The sequence below is a fragment of the Campylobacter concisus UNSWCS genome, from assembly GCF_000466685.1.
Taxonomy (GTDB): Bacteria; Campylobacterota; Campylobacteria; order Campylobacterales; family Campylobacteraceae; genus Campylobacter_A; species Campylobacter_A concisus_A.
The window spans coordinates 91,997-108,025 of the sequence record NZ_ANNG01000005.1; the positions used below are offsets into that span (position 1 = coordinate 91,997).

The 16,029-nt window shown below is 42.3% G+C and carries 13 protein-coding genes; 10 read left to right on the forward strand and 3 right to left on the reverse strand.

Translation table 11 applies throughout. The features are described 5' to 3' along the window. Positions 1-69: 69 nt before the first annotated feature. The gene (gene groL, locus UNSWCS_RS01270; protein ID WP_002940160.1) at positions 70-1,704 is read right to left on the reverse strand and encodes a chaperonin GroEL; all 1,635 of its coding nucleotides are present in this window, start codon (positions 1,702-1,704) and stop codon (positions 70-72) included. A 17-nt stretch (positions 1,705-1,721) separates the two neighbouring features. Then, positions 1,722-1,982 (reverse strand): co-chaperone GroES, encoded by a 261-nt coding sequence (groES, locus tag UNSWCS_RS01275; RefSeq protein WP_009293641.1) that lies wholly within the window; start codon positions 1,980-1,982, stop codon positions 1,722-1,724. A 168-nt stretch (positions 1,983-2,150) separates the two neighbouring features. On the opposite strand from groES, the gene UNSWCS_RS01280 reads away from it, so the two are divergent. Then, positions 2,151-4,694, forward strand: coding sequence for a hypothetical protein (locus UNSWCS_RS01280; protein ID WP_021086978.1), 2,544 nt, complete (start codon positions 2,151-2,153; stop codon positions 4,692-4,694). Next, a complete protein-coding gene (locus UNSWCS_RS01285; protein WP_021086911.1) occupies positions 4,695-5,855 on the forward strand; it encodes an MFS transporter in 1,161 nt (386 codons plus the stop codon). A gap of 486 nt (positions 5,856-6,341) precedes the next feature. On the opposite strand, the gene uvrB is transcribed toward UNSWCS_RS01285, so the two are convergent. Further along, a complete protein-coding gene (gene uvrB / locus UNSWCS_RS01290; protein WP_021086912.1) occupies positions 6,342-8,318 on the reverse strand; it encodes an excinuclease ABC subunit UvrB in 1,977 nt (658 codons plus the stop codon). Between the two features lie 125 nt (positions 8,319-8,443). Between uvrB and UNSWCS_RS01295 the strand changes: the two genes are divergently transcribed. The 8 genes from UNSWCS_RS01295 to UNSWCS_RS01330 all read left to right on the forward strand — a co-directional run bounded on the left by UNSWCS_RS01295 (position 8,444) and on the right by UNSWCS_RS01330 (position 16,008). Next, positions 8,444-8,677 carry a hypothetical protein gene (locus UNSWCS_RS01295; protein ID WP_002940382.1) on the forward strand — a complete coding sequence of 78 codons (234 nt, stop codon included), beginning with the start codon at positions 8,444-8,446 and terminating at the stop codon, positions 8,675-8,677. A 23-nt stretch (positions 8,678-8,700) separates the two neighbouring features. Continuing rightward, positions 8,701-8,937 (forward strand): hypothetical protein, encoded by a 237-nt coding sequence (locus tag UNSWCS_RS01300; RefSeq protein ID WP_009293636.1) that lies wholly within the window; start codon positions 8,701-8,703, stop codon positions 8,935-8,937. Next, entirely contained in the window at positions 8,934-9,344 is a 411-nt protein-coding gene (locus UNSWCS_RS01305; RefSeq protein ID WP_021086901.1) for a type II secretion system protein, read from the forward strand. Before UNSWCS_RS01300 ends, UNSWCS_RS01305 begins: the two co-directional genes overlap by 4 nt. Continuing rightward, complete coding sequence (locus UNSWCS_RS01310; protein ID WP_021086948.1) at positions 9,344-11,194, forward strand: primosomal protein N'; 1,851 nt, start codon at positions 9,344-9,346, stop codon at positions 11,192-11,194. The genes UNSWCS_RS01305 and UNSWCS_RS01310 overlap by 1 nt, the downstream gene beginning before the upstream one ends. A gap of 667 nt (positions 11,195-11,861) precedes the next feature. Continuing rightward, positions 11,862-12,920 (forward strand): flavodoxin-dependent (E)-4-hydroxy-3-methylbut-2-enyl-diphosphate synthase, encoded by a 1,059-nt coding sequence (ispG, locus tag UNSWCS_RS01315; RefSeq protein WP_021086965.1) that lies wholly within the window; start codon positions 11,862-11,864, stop codon positions 12,918-12,920. Positions 12,921-12,924: 4 nt separating this feature from the next. Then, the gene (locus tag UNSWCS_RS01320; protein WP_021086979.1) at positions 12,925-14,337 is read left to right on the forward strand and encodes a replicative DNA helicase; all 1,413 of its coding nucleotides are present in this window, start codon (positions 12,925-12,927) and stop codon (positions 14,335-14,337) included. A gap of 2 nt (positions 14,338-14,339) precedes the next feature. After that, entirely contained in the window at positions 14,340-15,587 is a 1,248-nt protein-coding gene (locus UNSWCS_RS01325) for a ComEC/Rec2 family competence protein (protein ID WP_021086940.1), read from the forward strand. Between the two features lie 52 nt (positions 15,588-15,639). Continuing rightward, positions 15,640-16,008, forward strand: a complete 369-nt coding sequence (locus tag UNSWCS_RS01330; RefSeq protein WP_021086889.1) for a hypothetical protein — start codon at positions 15,640-15,642, stop codon at positions 16,006-16,008. Positions 16,009-16,029: the final 21 nt, after the last annotated feature.

Here is a 16,029-nt window from a genome sequence, read left to right on the forward strand (position 1 = left end):
AATTTTATAAATTTAGTGAGGTTAAAATTTAAATTCGAGCTAGAAAAGGCTCTAGCTCGAAAGGGGCTGCTACATCATGCCGCCCATGCCACCCATTCCGCCCATGTCAGGCATTGCAGGCATTGCTTTTTCTTCTTTTATCTCACTGATAGTTGCCTCAGTCGTTAGTAGCAAGCTAGCCACGCTAACAGCGTTTTGTAGCGCAACTCTCTCAACTTTAACTGGATCGATGATGCCAGCTTCAAACATATTTACATATTCGCCAGTTGCGGCATTAAAGCCAAAATTTGCATCTTTGCTTGTCTCAACTGCGTTTGCTACTACGCCAGCGTCAAAGCCAGCGTTCTCAGCGATTTGGCGAAGTGGAGCACGAAGCGCTCTTCTAACGATCTCAGCACCGATTGCCTCATCGCCTTGTAAATTTAAATTTACACTCTTTGAAGCGAGGATAAGAGCTGAACCGCCACCTACTACGATGCCCTCTTCAACAGCTGCACGAGTAGCGCTTAGAGCATCATCTACGCGGTCTTTTTTCTCTTTCATCTCAGTCTCAGTCGCAGCACCTACTTTGATAACTGCCACGCCGCCACTTAGTTTTGCAAGGCGCTCTTGAAGTTTTTCTTTGTCATAGTCGCTTGTAGTCTCAGCGATTTGTGCTTTTATTTGAGTTATTCTAGCGTCGATCGCTGACTTCTCGCCTGCACCATTTACGATAGTAGTGTTGTCTTTGTCGATAACTACGCTTGAAGCTTGTCCAAGATCGTTTATAGTAGCGCTCTCTAGTGTTCTGCCTAGCTCTTCACTGATGACTTCACCACCTGTTAAGATAGCGATATCTTCAAGCATTGCTTTTCTTCTATCACCAAAGCCAGGAGCTTTTACAGCTGAGATGTTTAGCACGCCACGAAGTTTATTTACAACAAGCGTTGCAAGTGCCTCACCCTCGATATCTTCAGCGATGATTAGAAGTGGTTTGCCACTCTTTTGTACTTGTTCAAGCACTGGAAGCAAGTCTTTTAAATTTGTGATCTTCTTGTCAAATAGCAATATAAATGGATTGCTTAGCTCAACTTGCATCTTTTCAGGGTTTGTGATGAAGTATGGGCTTAGATATCCGCGGTCAAACTGCATACCCTCAACAACACTTAGCTCATCTTGGATAGACTTTGCCTCTTCTACTGTTATGACGCCATCTTTACCGACTTTCTCCATCGCATCAGCGATAAGCTTACCGATGCTCTCATCTGAGTTAGCAGAGATAGTAGCGATCTGAGCGATCTCTTTTGAGCCAGAAACTTTTTTAGAGATGTTTTTTAGTGCATCTATAAGAGCTGCTACTTCTTTATCCATACCACGTTTTACTTCGATAGGATTTGCGCCAGCAGTTACGTTTCTAAGACCCTCTTTAAATATCGCGTGAGCTAGCACAGTTGCTGTTGTAGTGCCGTCACCTGCTTGGTCATTTGTCTTGCTTGCTACTTCTCTAACTAGGCTTGCACCCATGTTTTCGATAGTATCTTTTAGCTCAACTTCTTTAGCCACACTAACGCCGTCTTTTGTGATGTTTGGAGCACCAAAGCTCTTTTGGATAAGGACATTTCTGCCTCTTGGTCCCATTGTCACTTTTACAGCGTCATTTAGTTTTTTTACGCCCTCGTATAGGCGATTTCTTGCATCATCAGAGTAAAAAATTTCTTTTGCCATTGTTTTTCCTTTTTAAATTATTTAATCACACCTAAAATGTCGTCGATGTTTAAAACAAGATATGTCTTATCATCTAAATTCACCTCAGTGCCAGCGTATTTAGCAAATACTACTTTTTCGCCAACTTTTACGCCCTCAGCTTCAGCACCAACTGCTTTTACCTCGCCGCTTAAAGGTTTTTCTTTTGCGTTATCAGGTATAATGATGCCCGAAGCTGTCGTCTTTGTCTCTTCTACGCGTTCGACTAGGACACGCTTGCCTAATGGTTGAAAGTTCATTGTTCATCCTTTTAGTTTAATTGTCTTTTTTAGCACTCTTTATTTTTGAGTGATGAAATGCTAGCATTTTTTTCTGAAAAAGTCAATAATTTATAGTGATTTTTATTAAAAACTTTAGTCTAAGTGACTAAAGTTTTATGATATATAAAACTAATATAAAGGAATTTTATGAAAAAAGTAGCTTACATAGTTGGCGCGCTTGTGCTCATAGTAGCTTGCATTTTTGGCTTTATCTTTAGCTCTTTTGGCAACAAATTTATAGCCAGCAAAATAGAAAAAGAGGCGCTAGCTCGTGGTTTCGATGTCAAATTTAAAGACTTTAATCTTGGGCTTAGCACCCTAAATTTAGAAGCGACCGTGATGAACGCCATAAATTTAAAGGTAAATGGCGATCTATCCTTGCTTGCTCAAAGTATGAACTTAAATATAGATATAAATGCCAACAATGCAAAGGCTAGCGAGCTTGGGCTAAAAAAGGATGTCGCTCTTAAAGCAAATGTGGCTGGCAAATTTAGCGACTTCAAGCTAACAGCAACTGGCACGGCGCTTGGTTCAAACATAAATTTAAACGCAAATTTAAAAGACTACCTGCCAAAAGCTCTAAATCTTGACGCTAAAAATATCGAACTTTCTGAGATCTCAGCTCTGGCTAAAAAGCCAAATTTAGCTAGCGGCAAGCTTGATCTAACGAGCAATATGCAAGGAGTTGATGAGAAAAATGAGCCCATCATAAACGCTCAAATTTTAGCAAGCGATGCAGCGATAAACAAAGAAATTCTTAAAAATGAATTTGGGCTAAATTTAGCAAAAGATATAAACTTTAAAGGCGGTGTAAATGCTAAATTTGCAAATGAAAAAGTGAGCGCAAAAACCCTTATCATCGCACCTGAAGCCACTTTAAAAGCAAACGAGACGACTTATGATCTAGCTAGCAAAAATTTAAAGAGCGACTTTTTGCTAAATGTGCCTGATCTTGCCCTTTTTGGCAAGCTCTTAGGCGAGCAACTAAGCGGCGCTGTGGATGCAAACGGCGAAATTACAATGCAAGAAAATGCCCTTAAAAACCTAAAAGCTGAGATAAACGGGCTTGGTGGCAAGATAAATGCAAATTTTGATAGCAAAAACTTAGCCCTAAATGCAACTAGCATCAAGTTAAAAGAGCTTCTAGCGCTTGCCTTGCAGCCTAGCTACGCAGACGGACAGATAAATTTAAACGCAAATTTTAGTGGCTTTGACGAGCTAAAAAAGCTTGCAGGCGAGGCTAAATTTGAGATAAAAAATGGCCTTATAGATAATGGTCTTGCAAAACTTAAAAAAGCGGCGAAATTTGAGCTAAAAGGCGGTGCCACAGCAAAAGGTGAGCTTGTAAATTTTGACGCAAACGTGCTTAGCGACCTTGGCGAACTAAAGGATGTAAAGGGCGTTTTTGACCTAAAAAACAGCCAAATTTTTAGCAAATTTGCCCTGCTTATTAGCGACCCTGAGAAATTTAAGGCAGTTAGTGGCTTTGAGGTGGGCTCAAAGATGGCGCTTGCGGGCGATGTGAAAGTTAAAGCAAGCAAGATAGATGAGCTAAATTTAGGCGGCGATGCCTTTGCTGGCAAGCTAAACGCCACCATAAAAAATGAAAATCTTGATCTTAGTCTAAAAGAGGCACAGCTAGGAGAAATTTTAGCACTTAGCGGCAACGACAGGCTGGCAAATGCTAAGACAAATGTCCAAGCAAAGGGGCAAAATATCTTTAGCAAAAGTCCAAGCGTCGCCGCAACGATCGCTTTAAATGATGGCAAATTTAACGCCGCAGCACTTAGCAAAATGCTTGATAAAAAATTCCCCGAAAATGAGAAATTTAGCTCAAATTTGAGCCTAGACTATAAAGGCGACATAGTAAAATTTAGTGGCGACTTTCTTAGCTCGCTAGCTGATATAAAGGGCATAGATGGTAGCTTTGACGTGGGCAAAAGCACGCTAAGCTTAAAGCTTCAAGCGGTAGTTTCAGAGCTAAACAAGCTTGCGTTTTTAGCTGGCCGCGAGCTTCACGGTAAATTTGCAGCCCTAGTAACAGCAAATGGCAAAGTGGATGATCTAAGCGTAAAAGCCACTTCAGATGATCTATTCAAGGGCAAACTCGAGGCAAACTACAAAGGCGGCGCGCTTGATGCGGTGCTAAAAAACTTTGAGGTCAAGGGGCTAACGCAGACTTTGGGGCTAGAGCATCTTTATGATGGCAATGGCGATGCTAAATTTGACTACGAGACAAAGCAAAAGCTCGGTAAATTTGACATCTTGCTAAAAGAGGGTCACCTAGCCAGCACAAATCTCACAAACAACATAAAAACTTTCACCGGCAAGGACATCACAAAAGAAATTTACAAAGACGGCAAAATTTACGGCGATATAAAGGGCGACAACGTCATTTTTAACGTAAATTTAAGCTCGCCAAAGAGCGATATAAAGGTTACAGGCGGCACTTACAATACCGCGACAAAAATGCTTAATGCGCCGCTTGTTTGCAGGCTAGAAAAGACTGACCTAAACGTGCAAATTTCAGGCACAACAGATAATCTAAAATACGACGTCAGATCGCAGTATCTTGAAAATAAGGTCAAAAAAGAGATAGGTAGATTTTTAGATAAAAAACTAGGCGGCAAAGATAGCGACTCTAGCAGTGACAAGCAAAATTTAAAGGGGCTTTTAAAAGGGCTATTTTAGATGAAAAAGGCGGAAAATTTAAAGTATCTAATGGGGCTTGGGCACTTTTGTAGCGACATAAACCAAAGTGCGCTTGGTGCGATGCTGCCCTTTTTCATCGCGAGCTACCACTACGACTACGCCACAGCCGCCTCGCTCGTGACCGCCACAAATTTAGCAAGCTCGCTCATCCAACCGCTGATCGGCCGCTTAAGCGACAAAAAAGAGCTGCCCTACATCATCCCGCTTGGACTGCTACTTGCAGGTGGGGGCATGAGCCTCACTGGCTTTATCACAAACTACTACTTCATCTTACTCTGCGTGATGATAAGTGGTATCGGCGCCGCGCTCTTTCACCCAAGCGCTGCAAGGATCGTAAACTACGCCTCAAACGCCAAAAATAGAGCCAAAAGTATAAGCATATTTTCATTTGGCGGAAACGCAGGCTTTGCAGTTGGGCCCATTTTAGTCGCTGTTTTTGTGGGAAATTTTGGCCTAAAAGGGACGCTAGTCTTTATAATCCCTCAAATTTTACTAACACTTTTATACCTTAAAAAGGGCAAATTTATAAAAGCGCTCGAAGGCAATCACAAAAAGCAAATTTCACAAAAAACAAGCGCTCTAAAAGACGATCTGGGCGCGTTTTTAAGGCTTTGTGTCTGTATATTTTCACGCTCTATCGTCGCATTTGGCTTTTCGGCATTTTTTAGCATCTATCTCATCAAAATTTTTGGCCTTAGCAAAGAAGCTGCAAATGTAAATTTAAGCCTCTTTTTTGCTGCAGGTGCGATCTCTACGCTATTTGGTGGAGCTCTAGCTGATAGATACGGACTAGTTAGGCTCATCAAAATAAGCCTAAGTATCGCCGCGCCGCTAGTCGTGCTAATGCTCTTTATCGACAGCTACGCGCTATTTCTCGTGGCCTCCATGTGTGTGAGTGCCTGCATCAGCCTATCTTTTAGCCCCTCTATCGCCCTTGCACAGCTTTATCTACCAAATCAAATCGGCCTAGCCTCAGGCGTAACGCTTGGACTTAGTATAACAATCGGCGGTATATTCGCAACAGTCATTGGCAAGATCGCTGACATCTTTAGCCTAACACACTCATTTTACTTTATCGCCGCAGTTTCGCTCATCTGCGCCATTTCTAGCTATTTTTTAAAGCCGGTCAGTAGAACTTAAATTTATATCCCCTGCTTCATTTTTATACAAAAAATTAAGTAATGAAATTTGCGAGTAAATTTTAAATTCCTACTTGTTTTACCATACTCGCAACGAGACTTCGCTACGAGGAAGCAAGGCGGATGAGCAAAAACAAGCAACAAAACATGGTTTATTAAATTTAAAAGCATAGAAAAATTTGAATTTATATAACGGCAGTATTTTGTGATAGATTTAAATGTTGCGCGGTTTAAAATTTGCGCAGACTAGACAAATATAAATTTAAATTTTAGTTACAAAACATCAAGGCAAAGTATCTTGCGATGATTTTAAATGCTATGAAGAAATTTTCGACCGAAGATAGAACAAATAAATTTAAGCAATTAAGACAAGAAAATTTTTGTTTCAGACAAGGCGGATGAGCAAAAACAAGGGAGCGTATATATCATACGTGACCGAAGTTTGAAGCGATATCCAACGCAGTATAAAACAAAAAGGGCTTGTCTTTTATAACTTTCTCATCTTTGCTATCTCATCACGTAGCGCCGCCGCCTTCTCAAACTCCAGCTGCGCCGCCGCTTCAAGCATCTGTTTTCTTAGCTCTTTTACGATCGCAGCTCGCTCGCTAGCTGGCATTTTTTCTAAATTCTTGCCACGTTTATAAATTTCGCCATCATCCTCGACATGCAGGCTCTCTTCGATATTTCTGCTGGCAGAGTGCGGTGTGATGCCGTGAGCTTTGTTGTATTCATCTTGAAATTTACGCCTAGCAGTCGTCGTATCGATCGCCTCTTTCATCGAGTGCGTGATCTTTTTGGCAAACATTAGCACCTTGCCATTTACGTTTCTAGCCGCACGCCCCATCGTCTGTATAAGGCTCGTGGTAGAGCGCAAAAAGCCCTCTTTATCAGCATCCATTATGGCTATCAGGCTCACTTCAGGCAGATCAAGCCCCTCACGGAGTAAATTTATGCCTATTAGCATGTCAAATTCGCCGCTTCTAAGCCCTCTAATGATCTCATTTCGCTCGATCGCGTCGATGTCTGAGTGCATATACTTGACCTTTATGCCAAGCTCGATGTAGTAGCGGCTTAGCTCCTCGGCCATCTTTTTAGTTAGCACCGTAACTAGCACGCGCTCACCTCTTGCGATCACCGCCTTTGCCTCGTCAAATAGCGCCTCGACTTGGTTATCGCTATCTTTTATCTCGATAAGCGGATCAAGCAAGCCAGTAGGACGCAAAATTTGCTCATAGACGTGCCCCTGACTGATACCAAGCTCATATTCGTTTGGCGTGGCTGAGACGAAGAGAAATTTCGCCTTTTTGCTTATAAACTCATCAAATTTAAGCGGCCTGTTATCAAGCGCTGATGGCAAACGAAATCCATACTCCACAAGCACCTCTTTACGGCTCCTGTCACCTGCATACATGCCCCTAAACTGTGGCAAACTCACGTGACTCTCATCGACGATGACCAGATAGTCTTTGCCGCTTATCTCAAAGTAGTCAAACATCGAGTACGGCGTCTCTCCGGGCTTTTGTCCAGTTAGGTGGCGCGCGTAGTTTTCGATGCCTTTGCACATGCCAGTGCTTGCCATCATCTCAAGGTCAAACTCCACCCTTTGCTTTAGCCTCTGCGCCTCGACTAGCTTGCCCTGCTCGTTAAACTCTTTCAAACGCGCATCAAGCTCTTCTTCGATCTCTTTCATAGCGATCTTTAGCCTATCAGCGCCCACGATGAACTGGCTGGTCGCATAAAGCGTAAATTTAGAGATATCCTTTAGCCTCTTGTTATCAAGCACATCAAAATGATACATCGCATCGATCTCATCGCCAAAAAACTCGATTCTCAGGGCTTCGTCGTTGTAATAAGCTGGATAAATATCCACCACATCGCCATTTACGCGAAAGTCACCCCTATCAAAGTAGTTGTCATTGCGCTTATAGCCCATATCCACAAGCTGCTCTAAAAGCTTTCTTTGGCTTATCTTCTCACCCACGCTAAGATATGCCACCATCCCCTTATACTCGCTTGGATTACCAAGGCCGTAGTTTGCAGAGACTGAAGCGACACAGATGACGTCGTCAAAGCTTAGCAAGCTAGCCGTCGCAGAGAGGCGCAGGCGCTCAAGCTCCTCATTTACAGAGCTATCCTTTTCTATATATAGGTCGCTTCTTGGGATGTAGGCCTCTGGCTGGTAGTAGTCGTAGTAGCTTATGAAGTACTCGACATGGTTTTTTGGGAAAAAGCCCTTAAATTCGCTATAAAGCTGAGCGGCTAAGGATTTATTATGCGTCATTATAAGCGTTGGCATATTTAGCTCGCGTATGACGTTTGCCATGGTAAAGGTCTTGCCAGACCCTGTCACGCCTAGAAGAGTTTGGTATTTATTGCCTGATTTTATACTTTTTACTATCTCTTTTATCGCTCTTACTTGGTCACTGCTTGGGCTAAATTTAGATGAAATTTCAAATTTACTCATTAACTACCTTTAAATTTGGGCGAATTTTATAGCAAAGATAGTGCTTTGTCAAATGAGAATTTTAAAAAGAATTTAGCCTCTGCGTGTTAGAATACGGCATTAATTATTATTTTAAAGGAACCTTTATGTTTGAAGATAATGCGATCTTAACCACACTAAGCGATAAAGTAAATGACCTCATCACAAAATACGATGAAGTTTGCAGAGTAAATGAAGAGCTACGTAATGAGATCGTAACATTAAAAGCGCAAAATGAGGCAAAAACCAACCAGATCATGCGCCTAGAAGAAGACCTTGACAAGAAAAATAGCGAAGCCGATGATGTAATGAAAAAGATCGAAGCCGTCCTTGGTAGATAAGCTAGGCATTTTTGGCATAAAAGATGAAACAGATCACGCTCACCGTATCATCTCGCGACTACACGATAACGCTTGATGATGATTTTGCTGAAGTTTTTGAGCGTGACTGGCAGAAATTTATGGGGGGAAAGAAATTTATAGAGCCTCGTGAGCTTATAAACGCCTTTGTCGAAAAGAGCTACGAGAGCTACACAAATTTACGCGTCGTAAAGGACGTCACAAAAGAGATAGAAGAGATACTAAAACCGGAAAATAAATGAAAAAAAGAGCTTTTACCCTAATAGAAATTATATTTGTCATCGTCATACTTGGCATTTTAAGCGCGGTCGCCATACCAAAGCTTTTCTTTACTAGAGGCGATGCCATAGTCGCAAACGCAAGAACACAAATAGCCGCCATAAAAAGTGGCATCTCGCTAAAATACAATGATAGCGTCCTAAAAGGCACTCCAGCATATCCAGACGCGCTTGATGATGGGAACAAACTTTTCAACAAAGTAATAAGCGTAAATATCGCAGACAGCGGCACAAAAAACGGCTGGCATAAAACTGGAGCAACCACTTATACCTTCAAACTAGACGGACAAACAGCAAATTTCACTTATAACAAAACCACTGGCGAATTTGACTGCCAGAGCAGCGACGGACTTTGCAGCGCCCTTGAGTGATGAGATACTACGAGGTCGTATTTAGCGGAGTAAATTTAGCTGCGCTCACATATAAAAGCGAGCTAGATATTGCGCCATTTCGCGCCGTCACTGCAAAACTTAGAGGCAAGAGCCTAACTGGCTTCATCCTGCGCGAAGTGGGCGAGCCAAGCTTTAAAACAAGCCTCATTGATGAAATTTTACCCATTAAACTAAACGATATCCAAGCAACATTAGCTAAATTTATCACCTACTACTACACCTGCGAGCTTGGCGTTGCTATAAATTTATTTGAACCACAAAGCCTTACTGATGATGAAATTTATAGTGGCGAAACTGACTTTAAATCGCCAAATTTAAGCCCAAAACAGCTTGAAGCGCTAAATTTTATAAATGAGCGAAAAAGCTCGCTCATCTTTGGCGACACTGGAAGTGGTAAAAGTGAAATTTACATCGCTAAAATTAGAGAAATTTTAAACGCAGACGGCCAAGCACTATTTTTGATGCCTGAAATTTCACTAACACCACAGATGCAAAAGCGCTTAGAGAGCTTCTTTGGCGAGGCTGTGGCTGTGTGGCACTCAAAGATCACACCAAAGAAAAAAGAGCAAATTTTAAAAGACATCAAAAGCGGCAAAGCAAGGCTTATAGCTGGAGCTAGATCTGCCCTATTTTTGCCACTTGAGAGGCTAAAACTCATCATCATAGACGAAGAGCACGACGACAGCTACAAAAACACAGGCTCAAAACCCCACTACAACGCAAGAGACCTAGCCCTCTTTTTAACTAGCAAATTTGACCTGCAAGTAGTTCTGGGTAGTGCCACGCCAAGCCTCACTAGCTTTTACAAGCAAGAATCTTTTCGCCTAAAGGGGACATATTTTGCGTCGCAAAAGAGCTATATATTTGACGAGAGCGAGACTGGCATAAGTGAAATTTTAAAAGAGCAGATCGCAAAAACGCTCGAAAACAAAAAACAAGCCGTCATCTGCCTACCAACAAGGGCAAATTTCAAATATCTTGTCTGCAAAAACTGCGGCGAGACGGTGAAGTGTCCATTTTGTAGCATCGGCATGAGCTACTATAAAAAGCAAAACGTGCTAAAGTGCCAATACTGCGAGCATAAAATGGCCGTGCCAAAGACCTGCCACCAGTGCGGCAGTGAGATGATAGAGGCTAAAAAGATCGGCACGAGTGAGCTTCTTGAGAGGCTGCAAGCTGAGTTTGCAAACGCTAGGATCGCTAAATTTGACAGAGACGAGATCACGACGCAAAATAAGCTTGTAAAGGCTTTGAAAGAATTTAACGACGGCAAGATAGACATCTTGCTTGGCACGCAGATGCTAAGCAAGGGGCATGACTATCACAACGTCGAGCTAGCCGTCATCATGGGCTTTGACGAGCTTTTAAATTTTCCTGATTATAGAGCCAGAGAGCGGACGCTTGCCCTTGCCATGCAAGTAGCTGGCAGAGCCGGCAGAAACGGAGCTGGCAGGGTTATCATACAAAGCAAGCAAAGGGAGTTTTTTGAAGGCTTCATCAGCGACTACGACGCGTTTTTAAAGGAGGAGATCAGCTACCGAGAGGGGCTGTATCCGCCATTTACTAGGCTGCTTCGCGTGGTCGTTTCGCACAAAGATGAGAGCACAGCAAAGGGCGCAATGAACGAATTTGTGCAACGACTAGAGCCACTAAAAAGCGATGAGCTAGAGATCGTTGGATACGGCAAGTGTCAGGCTGAGTATCTTGTGGGTAAATTTAGATATGAAATTTTGCTTCGCTCAAACTCGCACACCATGCTTTTAAAAGCCGCAAACCTCTGCAAAAGCGAACTTAGCGATATCGATATAGATCCGGTAAATTTTAGCTAGAAGAAGAATTTAATAAAGCAAATTTTAAATTTAGCAAGTTGCTAAGGCGAGAGAGAAAATTTTAAAATTTGCAAATTTGTTTTGTTAAATCAGGTGAGCGCCAAGTAAATTTTAAAATTTCATGAACGAGTAATTTCGGCTCTAAAATTTGAGCTAAGCGATAAGCAAAGCCAAATTTTAGTAGTCAATTCTTGCGAGTGAGTGGAATTTTAAAATTTGTAAAAATAGTAAATTTTTTTAAAAATATAGACCTTAAATTTAAAAACTCTTTTATCCAAAAGAGAGACAAGGGGACTTGAATGACGAAGCCGTCCCCTTATCCCCTTTTTTAAATCCCTCGTCTGCTCGCAGTTACGAGACGAAGCCCGAGTAAAACCTCTCGCACGTTAGAGGTGCATGCAATTGTGCTGGGCACTGCATGCGGTTAGAAACTCGAGCAAATTTTAAAATTAGAGTTGGCATATCACTCTTTTAAATTTAGTGGCGAATGACCATGAACCCTAAATTTAGTAAGCTGCTAAGGCGAGTAAATGAAATTTTAAAATTTGTATTTACGATGCAGGAGCTTAAATTGCAAACTGCCTGCATTTAAAAACTTTACTAATTTTTCAAGCCTTTTAAAAGCCATTTTTTCTTATAATCCCCAATAAAATTTAAAGGCAAAATTTTGCAACGATACCCGACAAAACAGATAAAAATTCGCGATGTTTTAATAGGCGGTGACGCACCGATCTCCGTGCAGTCGATGACATTTTCAAAGACAAAAGACGTAAAAGGCACGCTTGAGCAGATACAAAGGCTATATTTTGCAGGCTGTGACATCGTGCGCTGCGCAGTTTTTGACAAAGAGGACGCCAGCGCGCTAAAGCAAATCGTCGCAGGCTCACCCATCCCAGTCGTTGCAGACATACATTTTAACCACACCTACGCGCTCATCGTTAGCGAATTTGTCGATGCTATCCGCATAAATCCAGGCAACATAGGCTCAGCTAAGAATATAAAAGCAGTCGTTGATGCCTGCAAGCAGCGAAATTTACCCATCCGCATAGGCGTAAATTCTGGCTCGCTTGAAAAGCAGTTTGAGGACCGCTACGGCCGCACGGTGGAGGCGATGGTGGAGAGTGCTTTATACAACATCAAGCTTCTTGAGGATTTTGACTTTACAGACATTAAAATTTCGCTTAAATCAAGCGATGTAGAGCGCACGATGCAAGCTTATAGAGCGCTTCGCCCAAAGACAAACTACCCATTTCATCTAGGCGTAACAGAGGCTGGTACTACTTTTCACGCTACCATAAAATCAGCCATCGCACTTGGCGGGCTTTTGCTTGAAGGCATCGGCGATACGATGAGAGTTAGCATCACTGGCGAGCTTGAAGAGGAGATCAAAGTCGCAAAGGCGATCTTAAAAGATAGCGGCCGTCAAAAAGAGGGGCTAAACATCATCTCATGCCCAACTTGTGGGCGTTTGCAGGCTGACCTCATGGCTGCAGTAAAGCTCGTAGAAGAAAAGACAAAAGGGATAAAAGAGTCGCTAAACGTCTCAGTTATGGGCTGTGTGGTAAATGCTATCGGCGAGGCAAAGGGTGCAGACGTCGCCATAGCATTTGGCAAGGGAAATGGCATGATCATGCGCCACGGCGAAGTGGTCGCAAGACTGCCTGAGAGCGAGCTTGTGGATAGATTTTTACAAGAGATCGACGACGAGATAAAGAGCAGAGGATAAAATAGTGGCAAAAGAGAGACTTAACGAGATAGAATTTAGCAACCTTTACGACCTTGATATGGAGCGAGCCATACTAAGCTCTATCATCGCAAACAACGACGCTTTGGGCGAAATTTTTGACACAATAAAGGCTGGGGACTTTTACCTAAAGGCTCACGCGCAAATTTACAAAGCGATGGTTGATTGTCTAAACGGTGACGTGCCTATCGCATCGACATTTATCAAAAACAAGCTTGGCGAAAACTACGATGACAACGTCATGGCAAGCATTTTGGCCACAAACTCGATCATCGACATCCAAAGATACGCAAACGAGCTAAAAGAGAAGTCGATCAAACGCAGTCTAGTCAAGATCGCCCACGACATCCCAAGCAAGGTAAATGAGGACAAAGCTAGCCGCGATATGGTCGATGAGCTAAGTCAGGAGTTTTACTCGCTAGTCGATGGCAGCGGCACTGGTAGCATCAGAGATAGCGAAGATATCATAAAAAGCTTGATCGTGCACATGCAAAAGCAAGCAGCTCTAAACGAGCGCGATATCATCGGACTAAACACTGGCTTTAAAAAGCTAAATGAGATGATAAAAGGCTTTAAAAATGGCGATCTCATCATCATCGCAGCGCGCCCTGGCATGGGTAAAACGACGCTTTGTCTAAATTTCATGGGGCACGTTTTAAAAAGTGGCGCCGGCGTCGTCTTTTTCTCACTTGAGATGCCAGCAGAGCAGATCATGATGAGGATGCTAGCAGACAAGACCTCGATCCCACTTCAAGAGATAATGACAGCGACCTTGGACGACGAGAAGCTCGCTCACTTTAGCCACGCATGCAGTGACTTTTCGCATGCCAAGCTCTTCGTGCACGACAGCGGCTACGTAAATATCCACCAAGTAAGGACGCAGCTTCGCAAGCTAAAGTCAGCTCACCCTGAAATTTCACTCTGCGTCATCGACTACATCGGCCTTATGATGAGCACAAACAACTACGCTGACCGCCACATACAAATAGCTGAAATTTCTCGTGGCTTAAAGCTTCTAGCGCGCGAGCTGGATATGCCTATCATCGCACTTTCGCAGCTAAACCGCGGCCTTGAAGCACGTGCGAACAAGCGCCCTATGCTAAGTGACCTAAGAGAGTCAGGAGCGATCGAGCAAGACGCTGATATCATCCTTTTTGTCTATAGGCACGAGGTCTATCTGGAGCAAGAGGAGAATGAGAAAAAGAGCAAGGCAGCAGCCGAGGGTAAAGAGTATAAAAGCGAGCACGTTTTTAACAAGCTTCAAGAAAATGCCGAGATCATCGTTGGCAAAAACAGAAACGGCGAAGTGGGATCCATCGACGTGCTCTTTCAAAAGCAGTACTCGCGCTTTTGCGATATCGCCACCACACCAGTGCAATCAACTGAATTTAAAGAGTAAATTTGCCAAAAAGCAGGCGTGTATTTTATTTTCTCCTGCTTTGCATTTTGCTTTTTTGTCTAAATTTAGCGCTTAAACTTCATGAATATAGCGCTTTTATGGAGCTTGGCGAGCAAGACGTCCTAGGCAAAGTAAGCGTAAATTTTACCAAAGAAAAAAACGGCAAAAAGCGCCAAATCATCAGGATCGACACTTCAAATTTTAGCTTTTACAGCGTTGCTTCTAAAAAAGATGAGATCGGCCTTTATGACGTCGTGGCACTTAGCGTTCAGCCAATAGACGTTAGTTTTAAAAACTATCTTTCTGGCACATTTTACATGCCAAGCTACGATAGAGCCGTTATCAAAAGAGATGATAGTCTAAGGCAAAGAGCTATAAATTTCATCTCCGCCCAGCACGAAGACGCCAAAATTTCGCAGCTCTTCTCAGCGCTATTTCTTGGCACAAATGTCTTTGGCGAGTTAAGAGATGACGTCTCAAACTGGGGCGTGGCGCACCTCATCGCCATTAGCGGCTATCATCTTGGCGTCATAAGCGCGGTTTGCTTTTTTCTTTTGAGGCTCGTTTTTAAGCCCATTTACGCAAGATATATGCCTTACCGCTCATACATTTTTGACTTTACTATCGTCATATTTTTGGTGCTTTGCTTTTACTTTTATATGATCGGCTTTATCGCAAGCTTTTTGAGGGCATTTTTGATGAGCGTGGCTGGCTTTTACATGATCTGCAAAAAGATAAAAATCTTAAATTTCTACACGCTCTTTGGCGTTATTTTATTTAGCGTCGCCCTATTTCCGCAGCTTCTTTTTAGTGTTGGCTTTTATTTTTCATGCCTTGGTGTCTTTTATATCTTCGTCTATCTTTTTTACTTTGCGCCCAAATTTAGCCTGCTAGCAAACTCACTACTTTTAAATTTATATGTCTTTTTTGCTATGGAGGTTGCGGTGCTTTACTTTTTCCCGCTCATTAGCCTCTTGCAGCTTAGCGTGCTAGCTATCAACTACCTATTTGGCATATTTTATCCGCTAAGCTTTTTGCTTCATCTTTTTGGATATGGCGGCATTTTTGATGAAATTTTAAGCAAGATGCTAGCCTTTAGACTAAGCTCAAACAGCCTTCACATAAGCACATTTACCTTTTTACTCTATAACACCATCACGCTTTTATGCGTTAAATTTAAGCCAGCAGCACTTTTGCCACCACTCTTTGGCGTGGCATCGTTTTTGCTCTTTTTGCTAAATTTTTCGTAGTCAAAGTTTTACTTAAATTTGCCGATATGCTTTTAAATTTAAAGGCAAGGCGATGCAGATAAACTCAAATTTTATAAATTTAAATAAAAGCACTCCCAAAAGTGGGCTAAATTTAAAGGCTGATGAAGCAAATTCAAAGAGCGAAAATTTGCAAAACGACAAAAGCGCTATCTTGCATGACGCTTCAAATTTAGTTAGCGAGACAAATAACGAGAGCGAGAGTAGCGCCGATGTCATAAAAAAACAGTTAGAAAAACTGCAAAAACAGCTAAAAGAGATTGAAGCTGAGATAAAGCAAGCAAGTGCGAGTAAAAATCCGTACGCAAAAGAGCTGGTCGCTTCTCTCCAGAGCAAAAAGGGAGCTATCTTTGCTCAGATAATGCAGCTAAACGCCCAGCTTGTAAAGATGCAAGGCGCTTAACAAGATCAAATTTAACCCTAA